This window comes from Rhodococcus sp. NBC_00294 (assembly GCF_036163995.1).
Taxonomy (GTDB): domain Bacteria; phylum Actinomycetota; class Actinomycetes; order Mycobacteriales; family Mycobacteriaceae; genus Rhodococcoides.
Genome location: NZ_CP108043.1, coordinates 3,271,951 through 3,287,160, shown reverse-complemented (window position 1 = coordinate 3,287,160; position 15,210 = coordinate 3,271,951). Strand labels below are relative to the sequence as shown.

18 protein-coding genes are annotated in these 15,210 nt (G+C 68.4%); 9 read left to right on the top strand and 9 right to left on the bottom strand.

All coding sequences use genetic code 11. The annotated features are described in order from the left end of the window. The gene (locus OHB23_RS15360; RefSeq protein ID WP_328809840.1) at nt 1-678 is read left to right on the top strand and encodes an SDR family NAD(P)-dependent oxidoreductase; all 678 of its coding nucleotides are present in this window, start codon (nt 1-3) and stop codon (nt 676-678) included. Nucleotides 679-684: 6 nt separating this feature from the next. On the opposite strand, the gene OHB23_RS15355 is transcribed toward OHB23_RS15360, so the two are convergent. Next, a complete protein-coding gene (locus OHB23_RS15355) occupies nt 685-1,698 on the bottom strand; it encodes an AraC family transcriptional regulator (RefSeq protein ID WP_285184736.1) in 1,014 nt (337 codons plus the stop codon). A gap of 81 nt (nt 1,699-1,779) precedes the next feature. Here OHB23_RS15355 and OHB23_RS15350 point away from each other — a divergent pair, with 81 nt between their 5' ends. Continuing rightward, on the top strand, nt 1,780-3,309 hold the full coding sequence (locus OHB23_RS15350) for a flavin-containing monooxygenase (protein ID WP_328809839.1): 1,530 nt from the start codon (nt 1,780-1,782) through the stop codon (nt 3,307-3,309). Between the two features lie 72 nt (nt 3,310-3,381). Beyond that, a complete protein-coding gene (locus OHB23_RS15345; RefSeq protein WP_056444475.1) occupies nt 3,382-4,101 on the top strand; it encodes a Clp protease N-terminal domain-containing protein in 720 nt (239 codons plus the stop codon). Nucleotides 4,102-4,118: 17 nt separating this feature from the next. On the opposite strand, the gene OHB23_RS15340 is transcribed toward OHB23_RS15345, so the two are convergent. Continuing rightward, entirely contained in the window at nt 4,119-4,943 is an 825-nt protein-coding gene (locus tag OHB23_RS15340; protein ID WP_328809838.1) for an SDR family NAD(P)-dependent oxidoreductase, read from the bottom strand. 126 nt (nt 4,944-5,069) lie between these two features. Here OHB23_RS15340 and OHB23_RS15335 point away from each other — a divergent pair, with 126 nt between their 5' ends. From OHB23_RS15335 to OHB23_RS15320, 4 genes are read left to right on the top strand one after another with little or no spacing between them, the layout of a single operon-like run. After that, nucleotides 5,070-5,564, top strand: coding sequence for an SRPBCC family protein (locus tag OHB23_RS15335; RefSeq protein WP_328809837.1), 495 nt, complete (start codon nt 5,070-5,072; stop codon nt 5,562-5,564). A gap of 27 nt (nt 5,565-5,591) precedes the next feature. Further along, nucleotides 5,592-6,506: a TIGR03620 family F420-dependent LLM class oxidoreductase gene (locus tag OHB23_RS15330; protein WP_037185417.1), complete on the top strand. Its 915-nt coding sequence runs from the start codon at nt 5,592-5,594 to the stop codon at nt 6,504-6,506. A gap of 56 nt (nt 6,507-6,562) precedes the next feature. Then, a complete protein-coding gene (locus OHB23_RS15325; protein ID WP_328809836.1) occupies nt 6,563-7,552 on the top strand; it encodes an ABC transporter substrate-binding protein in 990 nt (329 codons plus the stop codon). 59 nt (nt 7,553-7,611) lie between these two features. Further along, nucleotides 7,612-8,940 (top strand): lipase family protein, encoded by a 1,329-nt coding sequence (locus OHB23_RS15320; RefSeq protein WP_328809835.1) that lies wholly within the window; start codon nt 7,612-7,614, stop codon nt 8,938-8,940. A gap of 61 nt (nt 8,941-9,001) precedes the next feature. Here OHB23_RS15320 and katG read toward each other — a convergent pair whose 3' ends face one another. Together katG and OHB23_RS15310 are read right to left on the bottom strand one after the other, a co-directional pair. Next, complete coding sequence (katG, locus tag OHB23_RS15315) at nt 9,002-11,182, bottom strand: catalase/peroxidase HPI (protein ID WP_328811653.1); 2,181 nt, start codon at nt 11,180-11,182, stop codon at nt 9,002-9,004. A gap of 92 nt (nt 11,183-11,274) precedes the next feature. Beyond that, on the bottom strand, nt 11,275-11,679 hold the full coding sequence (locus tag OHB23_RS15310; protein WP_261778845.1) for a Fur family transcriptional regulator: 405 nt from the start codon (nt 11,677-11,679) through the stop codon (nt 11,275-11,277). A 159-nt stretch (nt 11,680-11,838) separates the two neighbouring features. Here OHB23_RS15310 and OHB23_RS15305 point away from each other — a divergent pair, with 159 nt between their 5' ends. Beyond that, nucleotides 11,839-12,180: a nitroreductase/quinone reductase family protein gene (locus OHB23_RS15305; protein ID WP_328809834.1), complete on the top strand. Its 342-nt coding sequence runs from the start codon at nt 11,839-11,841 to the stop codon at nt 12,178-12,180. Here OHB23_RS15305 and OHB23_RS15300 read toward each other — a convergent pair whose 3' ends face one another. From OHB23_RS15300 to OHB23_RS15280, 5 genes are all read right to left on the bottom strand, one after another. Then, the gene (locus OHB23_RS15300) at nt 12,181-12,516 is read right to left on the bottom strand and encodes a hypothetical protein (RefSeq protein WP_027505404.1); all 336 of its coding nucleotides are present in this window, start codon (nt 12,514-12,516) and stop codon (nt 12,181-12,183) included. It abuts the gene before it with no gap. A 346-nt stretch (nt 12,517-12,862) separates the two neighbouring features. Continuing rightward, on the bottom strand, nt 12,863-13,060 hold the full coding sequence (locus OHB23_RS15295; protein WP_328809833.1) for a helix-hairpin-helix domain-containing protein: 198 nt from the start codon (nt 13,058-13,060) through the stop codon (nt 12,863-12,865). Nucleotides 13,061-13,065: 5 nt separating this feature from the next. Further along, entirely contained in the window at nt 13,066-13,689 is a 624-nt protein-coding gene (locus OHB23_RS15290; protein ID WP_155956988.1) for an FKBP-type peptidyl-prolyl cis-trans isomerase, read from the bottom strand. A gap of 15 nt (nt 13,690-13,704) precedes the next feature. Continuing rightward, nucleotides 13,705-14,181 (bottom strand): SRPBCC domain-containing protein, encoded by a 477-nt coding sequence (locus tag OHB23_RS15285; protein ID WP_328809832.1) that lies wholly within the window; start codon nt 14,179-14,181, stop codon nt 13,705-13,707. Further along, nucleotides 14,178-14,522 (bottom strand): ArsR/SmtB family transcription factor, encoded by a 345-nt coding sequence (locus OHB23_RS15280; RefSeq protein ID WP_056444493.1) that lies wholly within the window; start codon nt 14,520-14,522, stop codon nt 14,178-14,180. Before OHB23_RS15280 ends, OHB23_RS15285 begins: the two co-directional genes overlap by 4 nt. 114 nt (nt 14,523-14,636) lie before the next feature. Here OHB23_RS15280 and OHB23_RS15275 point away from each other — a divergent pair, with 114 nt between their 5' ends. Continuing rightward, nucleotides 14,637-15,200, top strand: a complete 564-nt coding sequence (locus tag OHB23_RS15275) for a dihydrofolate reductase family protein (protein WP_027505399.1) — start codon at nt 14,637-14,639, stop codon at nt 15,198-15,200. Nucleotides 15,201-15,210: the final 10 nt, after the last annotated feature.

The window sequence follows — 15,210 nt, the reverse complement described above, 5'->3', positions numbered from 1 at the left end:
ATGGACCTCCCGGGCAAGCACTTCCTGGTGACCGGCGCTTCCGGCGCTCTCGGATCGCGCATCACTCGCCGCCTGCTCGACGCCGGCGCCACCGTCACCGCGTCCGGCCGCTCGGAGCAGACGCTGGCCGGTGTCGACCTGGGCAGCGCGCACCTCGTGGCGTCGGACCTGACCCACCCCGCGGCCCCGGCCGACCTGATCGCGGCGGCCAAGAGCCACACCGGAACGCTCGACGGCGTCGTGATCGCCTCGGGCGTGGTGGCGTTCGGACCCGCGGCCGAGGTGGACGACGACACCGTCGACGATCTCCTGCTGGTGGATCTGCTGGCGCCACTGCGGCTGGTGCGATCGGCACTCACCGAGGTGGAGTCCGGGGGCGTCGTCGTCAGCATCAGTGGAGTGATCGCGGAGAAGCCCGTCGGCGGGATGGCGGCGTACTGCGCGGCGAAGGCCGGCATCAGCGCGTTCGTCGAGGCGGCTCGACCGGAAGCGCGTCGGCGGAAGCTGCGGGTCGTGGACGTACGTCCGCCGCACACCGAGACCGGTCTGGCCGGGCGCGCGATCGCGGGCACGGCGCCCACCATGCCGGACGGTCTCGATCCGGACGCGGTCGCCGACCGGATCGTCAAGGCCATCGTCGACGACGAGAAAGACCTGGCATCGACCGACTTCGGCTGAGTCGGGTCAGAGCGCGCCGCGGCGGACGGTGGTGGGTGTCGCGTTCCACCACCGTCGGCACGCGCGAGTGAAGGCGGACTGCTCGGACAGTCCCACCGCGGCCGCGATCTGGCTCATCGGCAGCGACGTCGTCGTGAGGTACCGATGGGCTTCCGTGCGGCGCACCTCGTCGACGATCGCCGCGAACGACGTTCCCTCCCCGGCCAATCGGCGTTGCAACGTCCGCGGGTGCAGGTTCAGCAGATGTGCGGCACCGTCGATATGCGGTGGGGTGGTGCCGAGGGACTGCTGCAGGATGGTGCGCACTCGCGGTGCCACCTCGGTGGTGGGTCCGGCGCCCTGCCGAGCGAGGAAGGCCAGGGCCAGCCGTTTGAGGTTCGAGTCTCCGCCGTGGAGCGGCCGGTTCTGGAGTGTGGCCGGGACCCGGAGGACGGCGGCGGGACGGCCGACGCTGACCGCGACGCCGAAAAAGTTCTCGTAGACCGACACCGGAGCCGCCGGCACGTAGGGGAGCTCGACCGAGCGGAGTCCGTACGACCCGCCGACCAGTGCGATGGTGGCGCGGTGGAGGAACCCCAGCCCCATGTCGGTGCCCTGGACGGGCGCAACGACCCCGGGCTTCGTTCCGTACCGCAGCGCGACGATCCCCGGCGTCCCGTACGGGTCGGGTTCGGCACGCAGGCTGAGCGACTGGGCATGGATGAACAGGTAGTGCTCGGTGCACTCGAGTGCCTCGCCCACGGTCGAGGAGTTCTGGATCGCGAGTGCGAGCGGCCCGAGCATGCCGAGATCCTGGCGCCGTGCGATGCGCAACCCCAGATCGGGGCACGCCAGCTCCGCCGCGGCGATCTCGAGAACCGCGGCCATGGCGACGTCCTCGACGAGGAGGTCGTCGGCGTCGAGCGCGTCCACGGGCAGCCCCGCCGCGACCGCGTACGCCTCGGCGTCCCCGCCCAGTTCGGCCACGGTCGCGCGGAAGCCGCGGAGACCGGCGGAGCGGATGGCGGGCACAGCGCTCACCTTGGGTCAGCTGTCGTCTGAAGTCAACTAGTTGTCGTGTGGTGTCAAGCCATCGGGTGGTGGCACGAGGACACTGGAGTCATGACGTCCACCACCGATCGACTCGACTCGTCCCCGACCGACACCACCCTCGAGCATCTCGACGTGATCGTCGTCGGCGCCGGGCTCTCCGGCGTCGGTGCGGGCTACCGCCTGTCGACGGAGCATCCCGGCAAGTCGTGGGCCATCCTCGAGGCGCGGTCCTCGATGGGCGGCACCTGGGATCTGTTCCGCTACCCGGGTGTGCGCTCGGACTCCGACATGTACACGCTCGGCTACCAGTTCAAGCCGTGGCGCGAGGCGAAGTCCATCGCCGACGGGCACTCGATTCTGAAGTACATCGAGGAGACCGCTGCGGAGTTCGGGATCGACGAGCACATCCGGTACGGGACCCGCGTCGTCGGCGCAGATTTCTCCACCGCGGAGGCTCGCTGGACCCTGACTCTCGACGTGACCGACGAGTCGGGCACCTCGCAGCAGCAGATCACCTGCGGCTTCCTGTACTGCTGCTCGGGCTACTACGACTACGCCAAGGGCTACAACCCCGACATCCCGGGACTCGACACGTTCGAGGGCACCGTGGTGCATCCCCAGTTCTGGCCCGACGATCTGGACTACGCCGGCAAGAACGTCGTCGTGATCGGCAGTGGCGCCACCGCGGTGACTCTCGTGCCGTCGATGGCGCGCGACGCCGGTCACGTCACGATGCTGCAGCGTTCACCCACCTGGATCAGCGCGGTCCCCGGACGGGACAAGCAGGCGGACAAGATCCGTGATCTTCTCCCGGCAGGTTTGGCGCACAGCGTGATCCGCGTCAAGAACATTCTGTTCAGCACCGGTTTCTACCAGTTCTGTCGGCGTCGTCCGCAGGCGGCACGGCGGCTCCTCACCAATCTCTCGACCAAGATCCTGGGCGACGAGAAGCTGGTGGCCGAGCACTTCACGCCCGAGTACAACCCCTGGGATCAGCGACTGTGCGCCGTCCCCGATGCCGATCTGTTCAAGGCGATGAAGAAGGGGAAGGCGTCGGTCGTCACCGACCGCATCGCCTCCGTGCGCCCCGACGGCATCGACCTGCAGTCGGGCGCCTCGTTGCCCGCCGACGTGATCGTCACGGCGACGGGGCTGCAACTGCTCGCCTTCGGCGGCATCGAGCCCAAGGTGGACGGCGTGACCGTCGATCTGTCGAAGCAGTTCGTGTGGCAGGGCGCCATGATGACAGGTGTCCCGAACTTCGCCATCTGCATCGGATACACCAACGCGTCGTGGACTCTGCGCGCCGATCTGACGTCGCGTCTCGTGTGCCGCGTGCTCGGCTACATGGACGACAAGGACTTCGCGTCCATCGTCCCGCAGCCCGACGGCCCGCTCGAGGAGCGTCCGCTGCTGGACCTGCAGTCCGGCTACGTCCAGCGCTCGATCGACGCCTTTCCCCGGCAGGGCGATCACGGCCCGTGGCTGGTGCGTCAGAACTACATCCTCGACTCCATCACCACGCTGCGGGGCGACCTCGGCAAGACCCTCTCGGGAACGCCGCGTCGGTCGGTGCGACGCGCCGCCGGAGTCGCCTGACCCGCAACGCACAGGACCACCCATCGTCAACTCAGGGTTGACGATGGGTGGTCGTCATTCTACGGTCGACGCATGACCGACACCGATCCCGCGCCCGGTGTGCGCCTCGACGATTTGATCGTCGCTGTCTCCCGCACCGACACCGACCCTCTGATCCAGCTCTCGCGAGCCGTCGTCGCCGCCGAGCGCCTCGGCGACGTGGCCGACCACCTCGTCGGACACTTCGTCGACCAGGCACGTCGGTCCGGGGCGTCCTGGACCGACATCGGCCGCAGTATGGGAGTGAGCAAACAGGCCGTGCAGAAGAAGTTCGTGGCCAGGCCGCACGCCGACGAGGCGTTGAACGCGAGCCAGGGTTTCGCTCGTTTCACAGAGCGCGCGAAGAACATCGTGGTGGCGGCGCAGACCGAGGCCCGAGCGCAACGGGTGTCGTCGATCACTCCCGACCATCTCGTGATCGGACTGGTGCAGGACCCCGACTCGTTCGGCACCCGTCTGCTCGCGACACAATCGGTGACGCCCGACGACGTACGCGCCGCCGTCTCGGCACGAGGTTCGTCCGCGGGGGAGCACGGTGAGCCGCCGGCACTCGTTCCGTTCGATGCTGCGACGGCGAAAATTCTGGAACTGACGTTCCGCGAGGCGCTGCGCCTCGGCCACGACTACGTCGGCACCGAACACGTGCTGCTCGCGATGCTGGAGTTCGAGAACGGGACGGGGCTGCTCAGTGGTCTCGGCGTGACGAGGGACCAGGTGGAGACCGACCTCGCTGCCGCTCTCGATCTGTCCTGAGAGCGGCAGCGCGTCCGTCACATGCCGCGGCGCATCACGGCGTAGTAAGCGGACGGGAACACGCGGGCGAGGATGTCGACCGTGTGGGCACTCGCGGCGATGAGGACCCGTCCCTTGCGCTTCTCGACCCCGTCGAGGATGCGGAGTGCAGCCTTGTCCGCGGGATAGGTGAGCAGTTTGGCGAAGGTGGCCTTGCCGTCCGCGATCTCCTTGTCCGTCGCACCGGCGGCCGAACCGGCCGTCTCGGCGATGCGGGTCTTGATGCCGCCGGGGTGCACCGACGTCACGCCGATCGTCGGCGCCAGTTCGTGGCGCAGGCACTCGGTGAACCCGCGGATGGCGAACTTCGACGACGAGTAGGCCGACTGCCCCGGAGGCGCCACGATGCCGAACAGGCTCGACACGTTGACGATGTGCGCGCCCGTGGATCGACGCATGGTCGGCAGCAGACGACGGGTGATGTCGACCGGCGCATGGAAGTTGATGGTCATCACCGAGTCGAAGTCCTTGGCGGTGAGTTGCTCGAACGAGCCGCCGAACGCGATACCGGCGTTGTTGATCAGCAGGTCGATGCGCTCGTGCCGCTCGATCACACCGTCGATGACCACGCCGAGCGCGTCGAGGTCGGAGAGGTCCGCGACGACGACGTCGACGCTGCGTGCCGGTGAGGCGGACTCGATGGCGCGTGCGACGTCGGCGAGCCGATCGGCGTCCCGGTCGAGCAGGATCAGATCGGTGCCCCGTCGCGCGAGCTCGTGGGCCATCTGCTCACCCATGCCACTGGCGGCGCCGGTGACGAGCGCGGTGGCGCCGTGAAAGCGGAAGGGGGGCAAGGACGACATGACAACTCCTGAGCTCGGCGGTACCAACGTCTCGATCATCGCGGACGGCGGGCCGTCGTTCTTGACTTCAGGCGACACCGTCGTCGATCGCCCGTATCGAGGCTGTCGGGTCGCTACGGTGCACCGGTGACGCCTGACTCGACCGCTCCGCTCGCGTCCGGATCCGTGACGGTCCGCGCCGATGCCGAGGACGTGTACGCCCTCCTGACCGATCTCGACCGACTCGCCGATCTGGCGGACGAGACGCACTCGATGCGGTGGGTGGGGAGCTCCGGCGCCCGTCCGGGTGCGTCCTTCGTCGGTCGGAACCGCAACGGTATGCATCGATGGTCGACCACATGCACCGTGACCGCCGCCGACCCCGGAGCAACCTTCGCCTTCGACGTGCATTACGGCCCGTTCTCGCTGCCGATCGCGCACTGGCGCTACGACATCGACGGCGGTGGCGACGGCGGCGAGACCACGGTGACCGAGCGGATGTGGGACCGGCGTCCGCGGTGGTTCGTCGGCGTCGGCGGACTGGCGACGGGTGTCCGCGACCGCGCCACGGTCAACGGCGACCACATCGCGGCCACCCTCGAACGGCTCCGGCAGACCGTCGACGGTCCCCCGGATTCGTAGGGTGCGAGTGCGGGCACACTGGACGCCATGACGGCACACGCGACGATCGGCATCTGGACCGGAACGCTCGACGGGGTCTCCGCCTCGGCGGTTCCCGACGTGGTGGGGGAGGTGGAGTCGCAGGGCTGGCACTCGCTCTGGTTCGGCGAGGCCTACGGCCGCGAGGCGCTCACCGCCGCGCAGATGTACCTCGGCGCCTCGTCGTCGCTGATCGTCGGTACCGGCATCGCGAGCATCTACGCCCGCGACGCCGTGGCGACCGCATCGGCGGCACGTACCCTGCATGCCGTCTCGGGTGGTCGGTTCGTCCTGGGACTCGGCGTGTCGCACGCTCCGCTGGTCGAGCGCATGCGCGGTCACAACTACGGCAAGCCCGTCGCGGCGATGCGGGAGTATCTCGACGCACTCGACAACGCACCCGCGGCAGTGGCGGGGGAAGAGCAGAACCCACCACGACTGCTGGCGGCGCTGGGTCCGAAGATGCTCGAGCTGTCCCGCGATCGCACCGCGGGGGCGCATCCGTACCTCGTCACACCGGAGCACACGGCGACGGCCCGCGAGATCCTCGATGCCGGAGACGGCGAGAAGCGCCCGGAACTGGTCGTCGAGCAGGCGGCGGTGGTGGACCCGGTCGCCGACACCGACGCGGAGGTGTGGGCCGAACGCGCGCACGCGCATCTGAACATCTACACCGGGCTGCCCAACTACCGGAACAACTGGGAGCGTCTGGGTTTCGGGCAGGACGACTTCGTCCGCGGCGGCAGCGAGAAGCTCGCCGAGGCGATGGTGACGCGCGGACTCGACGCGACTGTGGCCCGAGTGCGCGAGCACATCGAGGCGGGAGCCACCAGCGTCCTCGTCCAGGTCCTCGGATCCGCGATGAACGTTCCGCCGGTGGACGACTGGCGTCGACTGGGTGAGGCCCTCGAGCTCTCCCGTTGAGCTGAGGGTAGCCTTACCGCAAGCCTGCTCCACCAGTCGTCCCCGAAAGGTTCTTCATGCGCGTCTCCGTCGGTGTGTCCGTCGCGGCCACCGTTCTTCTGCTCGGAACGGCGGCGTGCAGCTCGTCGGACACGGACTCGGCGCCGGCCGCGGACGCGTCGGGAGCCTTCCCGGCCGAGGTCACCGACAAGTTCGGGACCGTGACGGTCGAGGGTGCGCCGGAGCGTCTGGTGACCGCCGGGTACAACGACCAGGACTTCGCGCTCGCTCTCGGTGTCACACCCGTGGCCACCCGCGGATTCACGGGGTACGACTACACCACCCGACCGTGGGCCCAGCAGCAGCTGAACGGTGCCACGATTCCCGAGGTGGGAAGCGACACACTCGATCTCGAAGGTGTCGCGGCCGCGGAGCCCGACCTCATCATGGCGACGTACGCCTACCTCGAGGAGTCCGAGTACCAGCAGCTCGGACAGATCGCCACGACGGTCGGCGACATCCCCGGCTCGGACGGGTCGGAGACCCCGTCGTGGCGAGACCAGTTGGCCGCGTACGGAACCGCCCTGGGCAAGACGGCCGAGGCAGAGGCCGTGCGTGACGAGGTCGACGCGACGTTCGTAGACGCCACGACCCAGAACCCGTCCTTCGCCGGCCGCACCGCTGCGGTCGCGCTCTATCTCGACGGCACCTTCTACATCCTCGACAGCGGTGACCCGCGGAACAGGTTCTTCACCGACCTCGGCTTCGCGACGCCCGAGACCACAGGAACGGTGAGCCCGGAGCGCTACGACCTGCTCGATCAGCAGACTCTCGTGCTGCTGGGCGTCACTCCCGAGGACGTCGCCGGTGATCCGCTGCTGCAGAGCCTGAACGTGGTGAAGGAGGACCGCACCGTCTACGTCGGCGAATTCGGGACCACCGTGCCGGCCGCACTCGGTTTCGCCAGCCCCCTCAGCCTTCCGTACGCGGTGGACGCGCTCGTCCCGGTGCTCGCACGGGCCTCGGACGACGATCCGGCCACCCGCGCCGGCACCGTCGAGGGCTGATCGGTCCTGCTCACGGGCCGGAAGGTTAGTGTGACCCGACGACAGGGGTAACCGTGGGCATGAGCATCGAGCAGTACGACAGGGACGGGGGCGGCCCGCCCGAGACCGAGCACTGGTCCGAGGGCCCGGTCACCACCCCGGAGCGGGACCCGTTCTACGTCGCGCCCGACGGTTTCGAGAGTGCCGCGTGCGGCGACGTCCTGCGCACCAGACCCGTGCGCATCGGTGTGTTCGGTCGGGTGCGGCAGCGCGTGCAGGCCTGGCAGCTGCTGTATCGCACCGAGGACCTCGAGCGCGTGCCACGCGTGAGTGTCACCACGGTCTTGCTGCCCGCCGGAGCCGTCCCCGACGCGACGCGACCACTCCTGTCGTATCAGTGCGCTATCGACGCCGTCTCCGGTCGATCGTTCCCGTCGTACGCGCTCCGGCTCGGGTCACGGGCGCGCGGCACGGTGCCGCAGTACGAGTTCCTGCTCGTCCTGCACGCCCTGCGTCTGGGTTGGGCGGTCTCGATCCCGGATCACGAAGGCGCCGAGGGGCATTGGGGTGCTCCGCTCGAGCCCGGGTACTGCACTCTCGACGCCGTCCGGGCCGCGCTCTCGTTCGACGAGCTCGGTCTCGACACGACCACACCGGTCGGACTGTGGGGATACTCGGGTGGCGGGCTCGCGTCGTCCTGGGCGGCGGAGGCCGCGGGGGAGTACGCACCCGAGATCGAGGTCGTCGGAGCCGTTCTCGGGTCGCCGGTGGGTGATCCGGCGTCGGCGTTCTTCCGGCTGAACGCCACCCGCTACGCCGCGCTGCCGACTCTCGTCATCGAGGGTCTGCGGCGTACCTACCCGGCCCTGGACGACGTCATGCAGGAGTTCGTCACCGAGGAGGGTCTCGAGCTGCTGGCGTCGACGAACAAGATGACCACGATGCAGGCCATCATCGCGCTTCGCGGATTCGACCTCGACGACTACTCGACCATTCCCATCGCCGACGTCATGGCTCGTCCGGAGATGGTGACGATCTTCGAGGAGATCCAGCCGGGCCGCTCGGCGCCCGGGTTCCCGCTGCTCGTCCTGCAGGCCACGCACGATCAGATCATCGCCGTGGACGATGTCGACGGGCAGGTGACGCGCTACCGGGACGCGGGTGCCTCCGTGCAGTACATCCGAGACCGGACCAGCGAACACATCACGCTGCTGCCGCTGTCGGTCCCGCTGACGCTCCGATGGCTCGACGACCGGTTCGCCGGGCGCCGACCGGGACCCGCGGCCACCAGGACCGTCTTCTCGGTGGCGGCGTCGTGGCGCAGCGCCGCGGGCTATCTGGCCATGGCAGGCTCGGCGGCGAGAGCGCTGACCGGGCTCCCCATCTCCGTCCGCCGCACCCGACGCTGAGACGACACCACCCCCGCACCGAGGACTCGGTGCGGGGGTGGTGTGGTGTTCAGGAGCGAGATCAGGCCAGTTCGAAGCGATCCAGCATCATGACCTTGTCCCACGCGGCGACGAAGTCCTGGACGAACTTGTCCTTCGCGTCGTCGCAGGCGTACACCTCGGCGATGGCGCGGAGTTCGGAGTTCGAGCCGAACACCAGGTCGTTGCGGGTGCCGGTCCACTTCGTCTCACCGGTGGCAGCATCCTTGGCCTCGTAGATGCCGTCCTCCGACGTGGGAACCCACTCGGTGCCCATGTCGAGAAGGTTCACGAAGAAGTCGTTGGACAGTGTGCCGACCTTGTCGGTCAGAACGCCGTGCGACGAGTTCTGGTAGTTGGCGCCGAGAACACGCAGACCACCGACGAGGACGGTCAGCTCGGGTGCGCTGAGTGACAACAGGTTCGCCCGGTCGACGAGGGAGTACTCCGCCGGCAGCTTCTGGCCCTTGCCGAGGAAGTTACGGAAGCCGTCGGCCTTCAGCTCGAGGTCCGAGAACGAATCGACGTCCGTCTGCTCCTGCGTGGTGTCCATGCGGCCCGGGGTGAACGGAACGCTGACGCCCGATGCCTTCTCGAGTGCCGCGACGCCGCCGAGGACGACGAGGTCGGCAAACGACACCGTTCCGGAGAACGACTCCTGGATGCCCTCGAGCACGCGGATGACCTGTGCCAGCTCGTCAGGCTCGTTGACCTCCCAGCCCGCCTGCGGCTGCAGGCGCAGGCGACCGCCGTTGGCGCCGCCGCGCTTGTCGCTGACGCGGAAGGACGATGCTGCGGCCCACGCGGTCGAGATGAGCTGCTCGGTGCTCAGTCCGGAATCGAGGATGGTGGACTTGAGCTCGGCGATCTGTGCATCGTCGATCAGTTCGTGGTCGACGGCCGGGATCGGGTCCTGCCACAGCAGGGTCTCCGACGGCACCTCGGGTCCGAGGTACCGGCTGACCGGTCCCATGTCGCGGTGGGTGAGCTTGAACCACGCCTTCTGGAACTCTTCTGCGAGCTCCTCGGGGTGGTCGAGCCAGCGACGGGTGATCTGTTCGTAGATCGGGTCGACGCGCATCGCGATGTCCGAGGTCAGCATCGACGGATGGCGACGCTTCGTCGGGTCGGCGGGGTCGGGAACCAGGTCCGCGCCCTCACCGTTCTTCGGACGCCACTGGTGTGCGCCGCCGGGGCTCTTGTAGAGCTCCCACTCGAAGCCGTAGAGCGTCTCGAGGAAGGTGTTGTCCCACTGCGTCGGGGTCGGGGTCCAGATGACCTCGAGACCACTCGTGATCGCGTCCGCGCCGACACCGCTCTGGAAGCTGTTCTTCCAGCCCAGGCCCATCTGCTCGATCGGGGCGCCCTCGGGCTCGGCTCCGATGTGCGCATCGGGGTCGGCCGCACCGTGGGTCTTGCCGAAGGTGTGTCCGCCGACGGCCAGTGCTGCGGTCTCGACGTCGTTCATGGCCATGCGGCCGAAGGTCTCGCGGATGTCCAGTGCGGACTGCACGGGATCCGGGTTGCCGTTCGGGCCTTCGGGATTGACGTAGATCAGGCCCATCTGCACGGCGGCCAGCGGGTTCTCGAGGCTCGTACGATCACCGTCGTAGCGCTCGTCGCCCAGCCAGGTCTGCTCGGGGCCCCAGTAGACGTCCTCGTCCGGCTCCCAGGCGTCGACGCGACCGCCGGCGTAGCCGTAGGTCGGCAGTCCCATGGACTCGATGGCGACGTTGCCGGTGAGCACGATGAGGTCGGCCCAGGAGAGCTTGCGGCCGTACTTCTGCTTCACGGGCCAGATCAGGCGACGAGCCTTGTCGAGGCTCGCGTTGTCCGGCCAGCTGTTCAGCGGTGCGAAGCGCTGCATGCCGGCTCCGGCCCCGCCGCGTCCGTCCTGCTTGCGGTACGTGCCGGCAGCGTGCCACGCCATGCGGATGAAGAAGGGGCCGTAGTGGCCGAAGTCCGCGGGCCACCAGGGCTGCGAGTTCGTCATGACGGCTTCGATGTCGCGCTTGACCTCGGCGAGATCGAGCGAGTTGAACTCGGCCGCGTAGTCGTAGTCGGCGCCCATCGGATCGCCGACGGCGGGGTTCTTCTTCAGAATCTTGAGGTTCAGCGCCTTGGGCCACCACTCGTGGTTGCTGCCACCCTCGACCGGCATCGGCATCTTGTCGTGCATGACAGGGCAGCCGCCGGATGCGTCCTGCGGCTGGTCCTGGTTCATCTCTTTTTCGCGTGTTGTGTGGTCCTCGGACACGAGTTTCCCTCCAAGAGAAGATGAATGAACTGATTCCGCGGCGCCTTCGCGCCTCGAGATCAGGGGCTGACGCTGGTGGAGCAGTTCTCGCACACGCCCCAGTAGATGACCTCGGCTTCGTCGACGACGAAACCATGGGCCTCCGACGGAGTGAGGCACGGAGCCTCGCCGACGGCGCATTCCACGTCGGCGATGGTGCCGCACGCGCGGCACACGACATGGTGGTGATTGTCGCCGATTCTGCTCTCGTACCGCGAGACCGAGCCGGACGGCTGGATGCGCCGTACCAGTCCTGCGGTGGTGAGAGCGTGGAGCACGTCGTACACGGCCTGGCGGGAGACATCGGGCAGGGTGGCCCGAACGGCTCCGTAGACGGTGTCGGTGTCGGCGTGCGGATGTTCGTGCACCGCGTCGAGCACCGCCAGACGGGGGCGGGTGACTCGGAGCGCGGCACCACGCAGCATCTCCGGGTAGTTCGACGATGGGCTCACGTCGAACAGTATGCACGACTTTTCTGGAATGAGTCAGGAAACGGGGCGCGAACACCGGTCGAACGGCGTGTCGTCCGGCCCCCGCGGGGGCATGATGCGAGGCGACATCCAACGCTCGCAGGGGGTACGAAGATGACCGCGTTCCAGACCGTCGCCAACGCCGCGAACCAGGTCGTTCGACCGTTGATGCGACTGCCCGTGTTGTCCGCCGTTCTCGGGCGTGGCCTGGCCACCATCACCTATACCGGTCGACGGTCGGGCCGTGCGATCTCGCTGCCCGTCTCCTACCGGCGATCGGGCGAGACGGTGACCGTGATGGTCGCAGCGCCGAGTCAGAAGGCATGGTGGCGCAACTTCCATCCCGATCCCGCCCCGGTGACCGTCGACATCGCGGGGGACCAGCATCGGGGGAGCGCACAGGCGGTGGTCTCCGACAAGGGGGGCGTGCGTGTCGTGATCACCCTCGACAGCTGATCAACGGAGTACGACGAGCTGCTGGGTCGCGCGGGTCATCGCCACGTAGCGATCGACGGCGCTGTCCGCACTCGACCGGTCGACGAGATCGAACCCGAGGCCCTTCGCCGATCGTGCGCTCGACGATCGGATCCTCGCGGTGTCCGGTAGAGACGGCATCCCGATGACGCAGGCCACACCCTCACTCGTCGCGGCCCGCTCGTCCAGCACCGCCGCCAGGTCGTCGACGTCGGCGTGCCGGACGCCCACGCCGGTGGTGCGCACCGAGCGTGGCACGAGCGCGGCGCGCGCGCATCGCCGTCGCCCGTGGATCGCCGAGGCGGCGACGAGCGACATCGAAGACCGGGAGATCTGCTGTGGTCCAGGGGGACCCGACGTTCCTGCGGACCGCCGCCCTGTCATCGTCGTCGAGCCAGGGTGCGCAGTGGCGTAGGTACGCCGGCACAGTCCAGAGGTCGGCGACGAGATCGGGAGCATCGATCACCGTCCACGACGACTCCACTCGGTCGCAGAGCTCGTCGATTTCACGCAGCGACGACGCCAGCTCGCCGGCCGACACGTTCGCGACGAGGCGGTCGACGAGGATCTCGCCCAGAACCGCCCAGATCTCCTCTCGCGCATCGTTGTGCGGAGTCTCCGCCTGCGGTGCCGCAGTGCCGCGTCGATTCTGGCGAGGTTCCCCTCATCGCCGATCGTCGCGTGCCTCGGCCAACCGCCTGATCGCGGACGGCCCCACTCCGTGTAGCGCGGACAAAGTCGCGAGGTTCGCCGGGAGGCTGCACCGTGCGATACCCCGCGTCATCAACGCACCGGTCGCCGGCCGGCCGATGCGGACACCGTCGAACAGCGGTCCGCGGTCGACCGGCACGTCCCTCGTCATGCTGCTCAGCTGACGCCGAGAACCTTGATCGCGAAGATCAGAGAATCGCCCTGCTGGATGCCCGCGCGCGGCTGACCGTTGGGGTAACCGTCCGCGGAGGTCACCGCGACGCCGATCGTCGATCCCACGGTCTGGCCGGCGATGGCCTTCTGGAAACCGGCCACGACACCGTCGAGGGGGAATTCGACCGGGGCGCCGCGCTCGTAGCTGCTGTCGAAGGTGGATCCGTCGCGTCCGTTGACGCCCATGTAGCAGACGGAGACGGTGGCGTCCGCCGCGACGACGGGGCCGTCGCCGGCCTGCAATGTCTGCACCTGCGTCTCCGCGACGCTGAAGGGTGCCTCGACGGTGACCAGGGGAGCGGCATCGTCGGTGGACCCGGTCACCGCGATGCTGCCCGTGTCACCGTCGAGGTCCCACTCGGCCGCGGCACCGGACTCGGGCGCCGCGGTGGGGCACGACTCGGCAGCTGCGGTCGACGACGACCCCGCGGACGAGGATGCGGCGCTGGAGGAGGTGGCGGCAGATGGCGTGTCGTTGTCGGAGCTGCATCCGGACAGCACCAGGACGAGCGACGCGGACGAGGCCAGCAGGACACCGAGGGTACGAGAGGAGTTCACGCCCGACACGCTACAGCCGCCCGACTACTCGACCAGCCGGGCGAGTGCTGCGGTGACCGAGCCCCACCCTTCCGCGAACCCGAGGCTCGCGTGACGATCGCGTGTCGTCGGATCTCCGTGACGGACGACGGCCCGGTAAGCAGTGCCGCGCGGGTGGTCGGTCAGCGTGATCTCCGCTGACATCGCGACCGGCTGCGGCGACGCGGGGCGCCACCCGCTGTCGAGAGTGTTGGTGAGCACCAGCCGGGTGTCGGGCTCGACGACGAGGAACACGGCGTCGGTGTGGGGCACGAATGTCGTTCCGTCGTCGCTCATCTCGGTGACGAACGCCCCGCCCGGTCGCACCTCCAGGTGGTCCACCCGAGTGACGGTGGGTGCCGGTGTCCACCACTGTGACAGCAACGACGAGTTCGTCCATGCCTCCCAGATGCGGTGACGAGGAGCCGCGATGACGCGATCGAGTACGAGGTCGAGGGCAGGATCGATCGGGAGCGCGGTCATGAGTCTTCTTCCGTCGGAGTCGGGGAGGTGACGAGTTGTTCGAGCCGATCCGTGCGGCTCTCCCAGAGGTGTCGTTGATCGTCGAGCCAGTCCTGGACGAGGTCGAGTCGTTCCCTGTGCAGAGTGCACGTCCGGACGCGTCCTACTTTGGCCGTGCGAATGAGCCCGCTCGACTCGAGACTGCGGACGTGTTTGAGGAAGGTGGGAAGCGCGATCGGGAACGGCGCCGCCAGTTCACCGACGCTTGCCGGACCGGCACCGAGACGCCGGACGACTGCTCGCCGCGTCGGATCTCCGAGGGCGGTGAGCACGGCGTCGAGTTCTGCCGTATGGTTAGCCATAAGGGTAAGTACTACAGGCGATCCGGGGTGTGGCGCAACCGATGACTTTCGGGGTGCGCGTCGGTCAGAGTGTTCGTGGGCCGACCAGCGCCCACCGGGAACGAAGGAGTGCACATGCGCACGTTGATCGTCACCGCGTTCGTCTCGCTCGACGGCGTGATGGAGGCGCCTGGTGGAGAGGCCGGATACCGCAATGCGGGCTGGACCTTCACGGACGTCGAGTTCGACGAGGCCGCGTACGAGATCAAGGGGCGGGAGCAGGGGGAGGCCGCCGCGCTGCTGCTCGGTCGCCGGTCCTACGAGGCGTTCGCGCCCGTGTGGCCCACGATGGAGGACTTCGCCGGATACAACGCCATGCCGCGGTACGTGGTATCGACGACGCTCGACGATGATGATTCGCGTTGGCCTGCAACGGTTCTTCGATCACTCGACGACGTCGCCGCGCTGAAGGAGACCGAGGGCGGACCGATCCTCGTGCACGGGAGCGCGACGCTGGGACGTGCGTTGGCCGACGCCGGGCTGGTCGACAGGTACCACCTGCTGGTGTTCCCGTTGCTGCTCGGCGCCGGACTGCGCCTGTTCAGCGACACGGACAAGGACACCACGGTGCTGACGCTCGTCGAGCACGAGGTCTACGGCAACGGTGTCCAGAAGCAGGTGTTCGATGTGCGCCGTTGACGGGGAAACG

Coding starts and splice junctions, on each gene's coding strand:
- OHB23_RS15300 (WP_027505404.1), bottom strand. CDS start 12,516: ATGTCGCTCGTCGCCGCCTCGGCGATCCACGGGCGACGGCGATGCGCG.
- OHB23_RS15340 (WP_328809838.1), bottom strand. CDS start 4,943: ATGTCGTCCTTGCCCCCCTTCCGCTTTCACGGCGCCACCGCGCTCGTC.
- OHB23_RS15325 (WP_328809836.1), top strand. CDS start 6,563: ATGCGCGTCTCCGTCGGTGTGTCCGTCGCGGCCACCGTTCTTCTGCTC.
- OHB23_RS15330 (WP_037185417.1), top strand. CDS start 5,592: ATGACGGCACACGCGACGATCGGCATCTGGACCGGAACGCTCGACGGG.
- OHB23_RS15275 (WP_027505399.1), top strand. CDS start 14,637: ATGCGCACGTTGATCGTCACCGCGTTCGTCTCGCTCGACGGCGTGATG.
- katG (WP_328811653.1), bottom strand. CDS start 11,182: ATGAACCAGGACCAGCCGCAGGACGCATCCGGCGGCTGCCCTGTCATG.
- OHB23_RS15310 (WP_261778845.1), bottom strand. CDS start 11,679: ATGCTGCGTGGTGCCGCGCTCCGAGTCACCCGCCCCCGTCTGGCGGTG.
- OHB23_RS15345 (WP_056444475.1), top strand. CDS start 3,382: ATGACCGACACCGATCCCGCGCCCGGTGTGCGCCTCGACGATTTGATC.
- OHB23_RS15285 (WP_328809832.1), bottom strand. CDS start 14,181: ATGACCGCGCTCCCGATCGATCCTGCCCTCGACCTCGTACTCGATCGC.
- OHB23_RS15305 (WP_328809834.1), top strand. CDS start 11,839: ATGACCGCGTTCCAGACCGTCGCCAACGCCGCGAACCAGGTCGTTCGA.
- OHB23_RS15350 (WP_328809839.1), top strand. CDS start 1,780: ATGACGTCCACCACCGATCGACTCGACTCGTCCCCGACCGACACCACC.
- OHB23_RS15360 (WP_328809840.1), top strand. CDS start 1: ATGGACCTCCCGGGCAAGCACTTCCTGGTGACCGGCGCTTCCGGCGCT.
- OHB23_RS15295 (WP_328809833.1), bottom strand. CDS start 13,060: ATGACGAGGGACGTGCCGGTCGACCGCGGACCGCTGTTCGACGGTGTC.
- OHB23_RS15280 (WP_056444493.1), bottom strand. CDS start 14,522: ATGGCTAACCATACGGCAGAACTCGACGCCGTGCTCACCGCCCTCGGA.
- OHB23_RS15320 (WP_328809835.1), top strand. CDS start 7,612: ATGAGCATCGAGCAGTACGACAGGGACGGGGGCGGCCCGCCCGAGACC.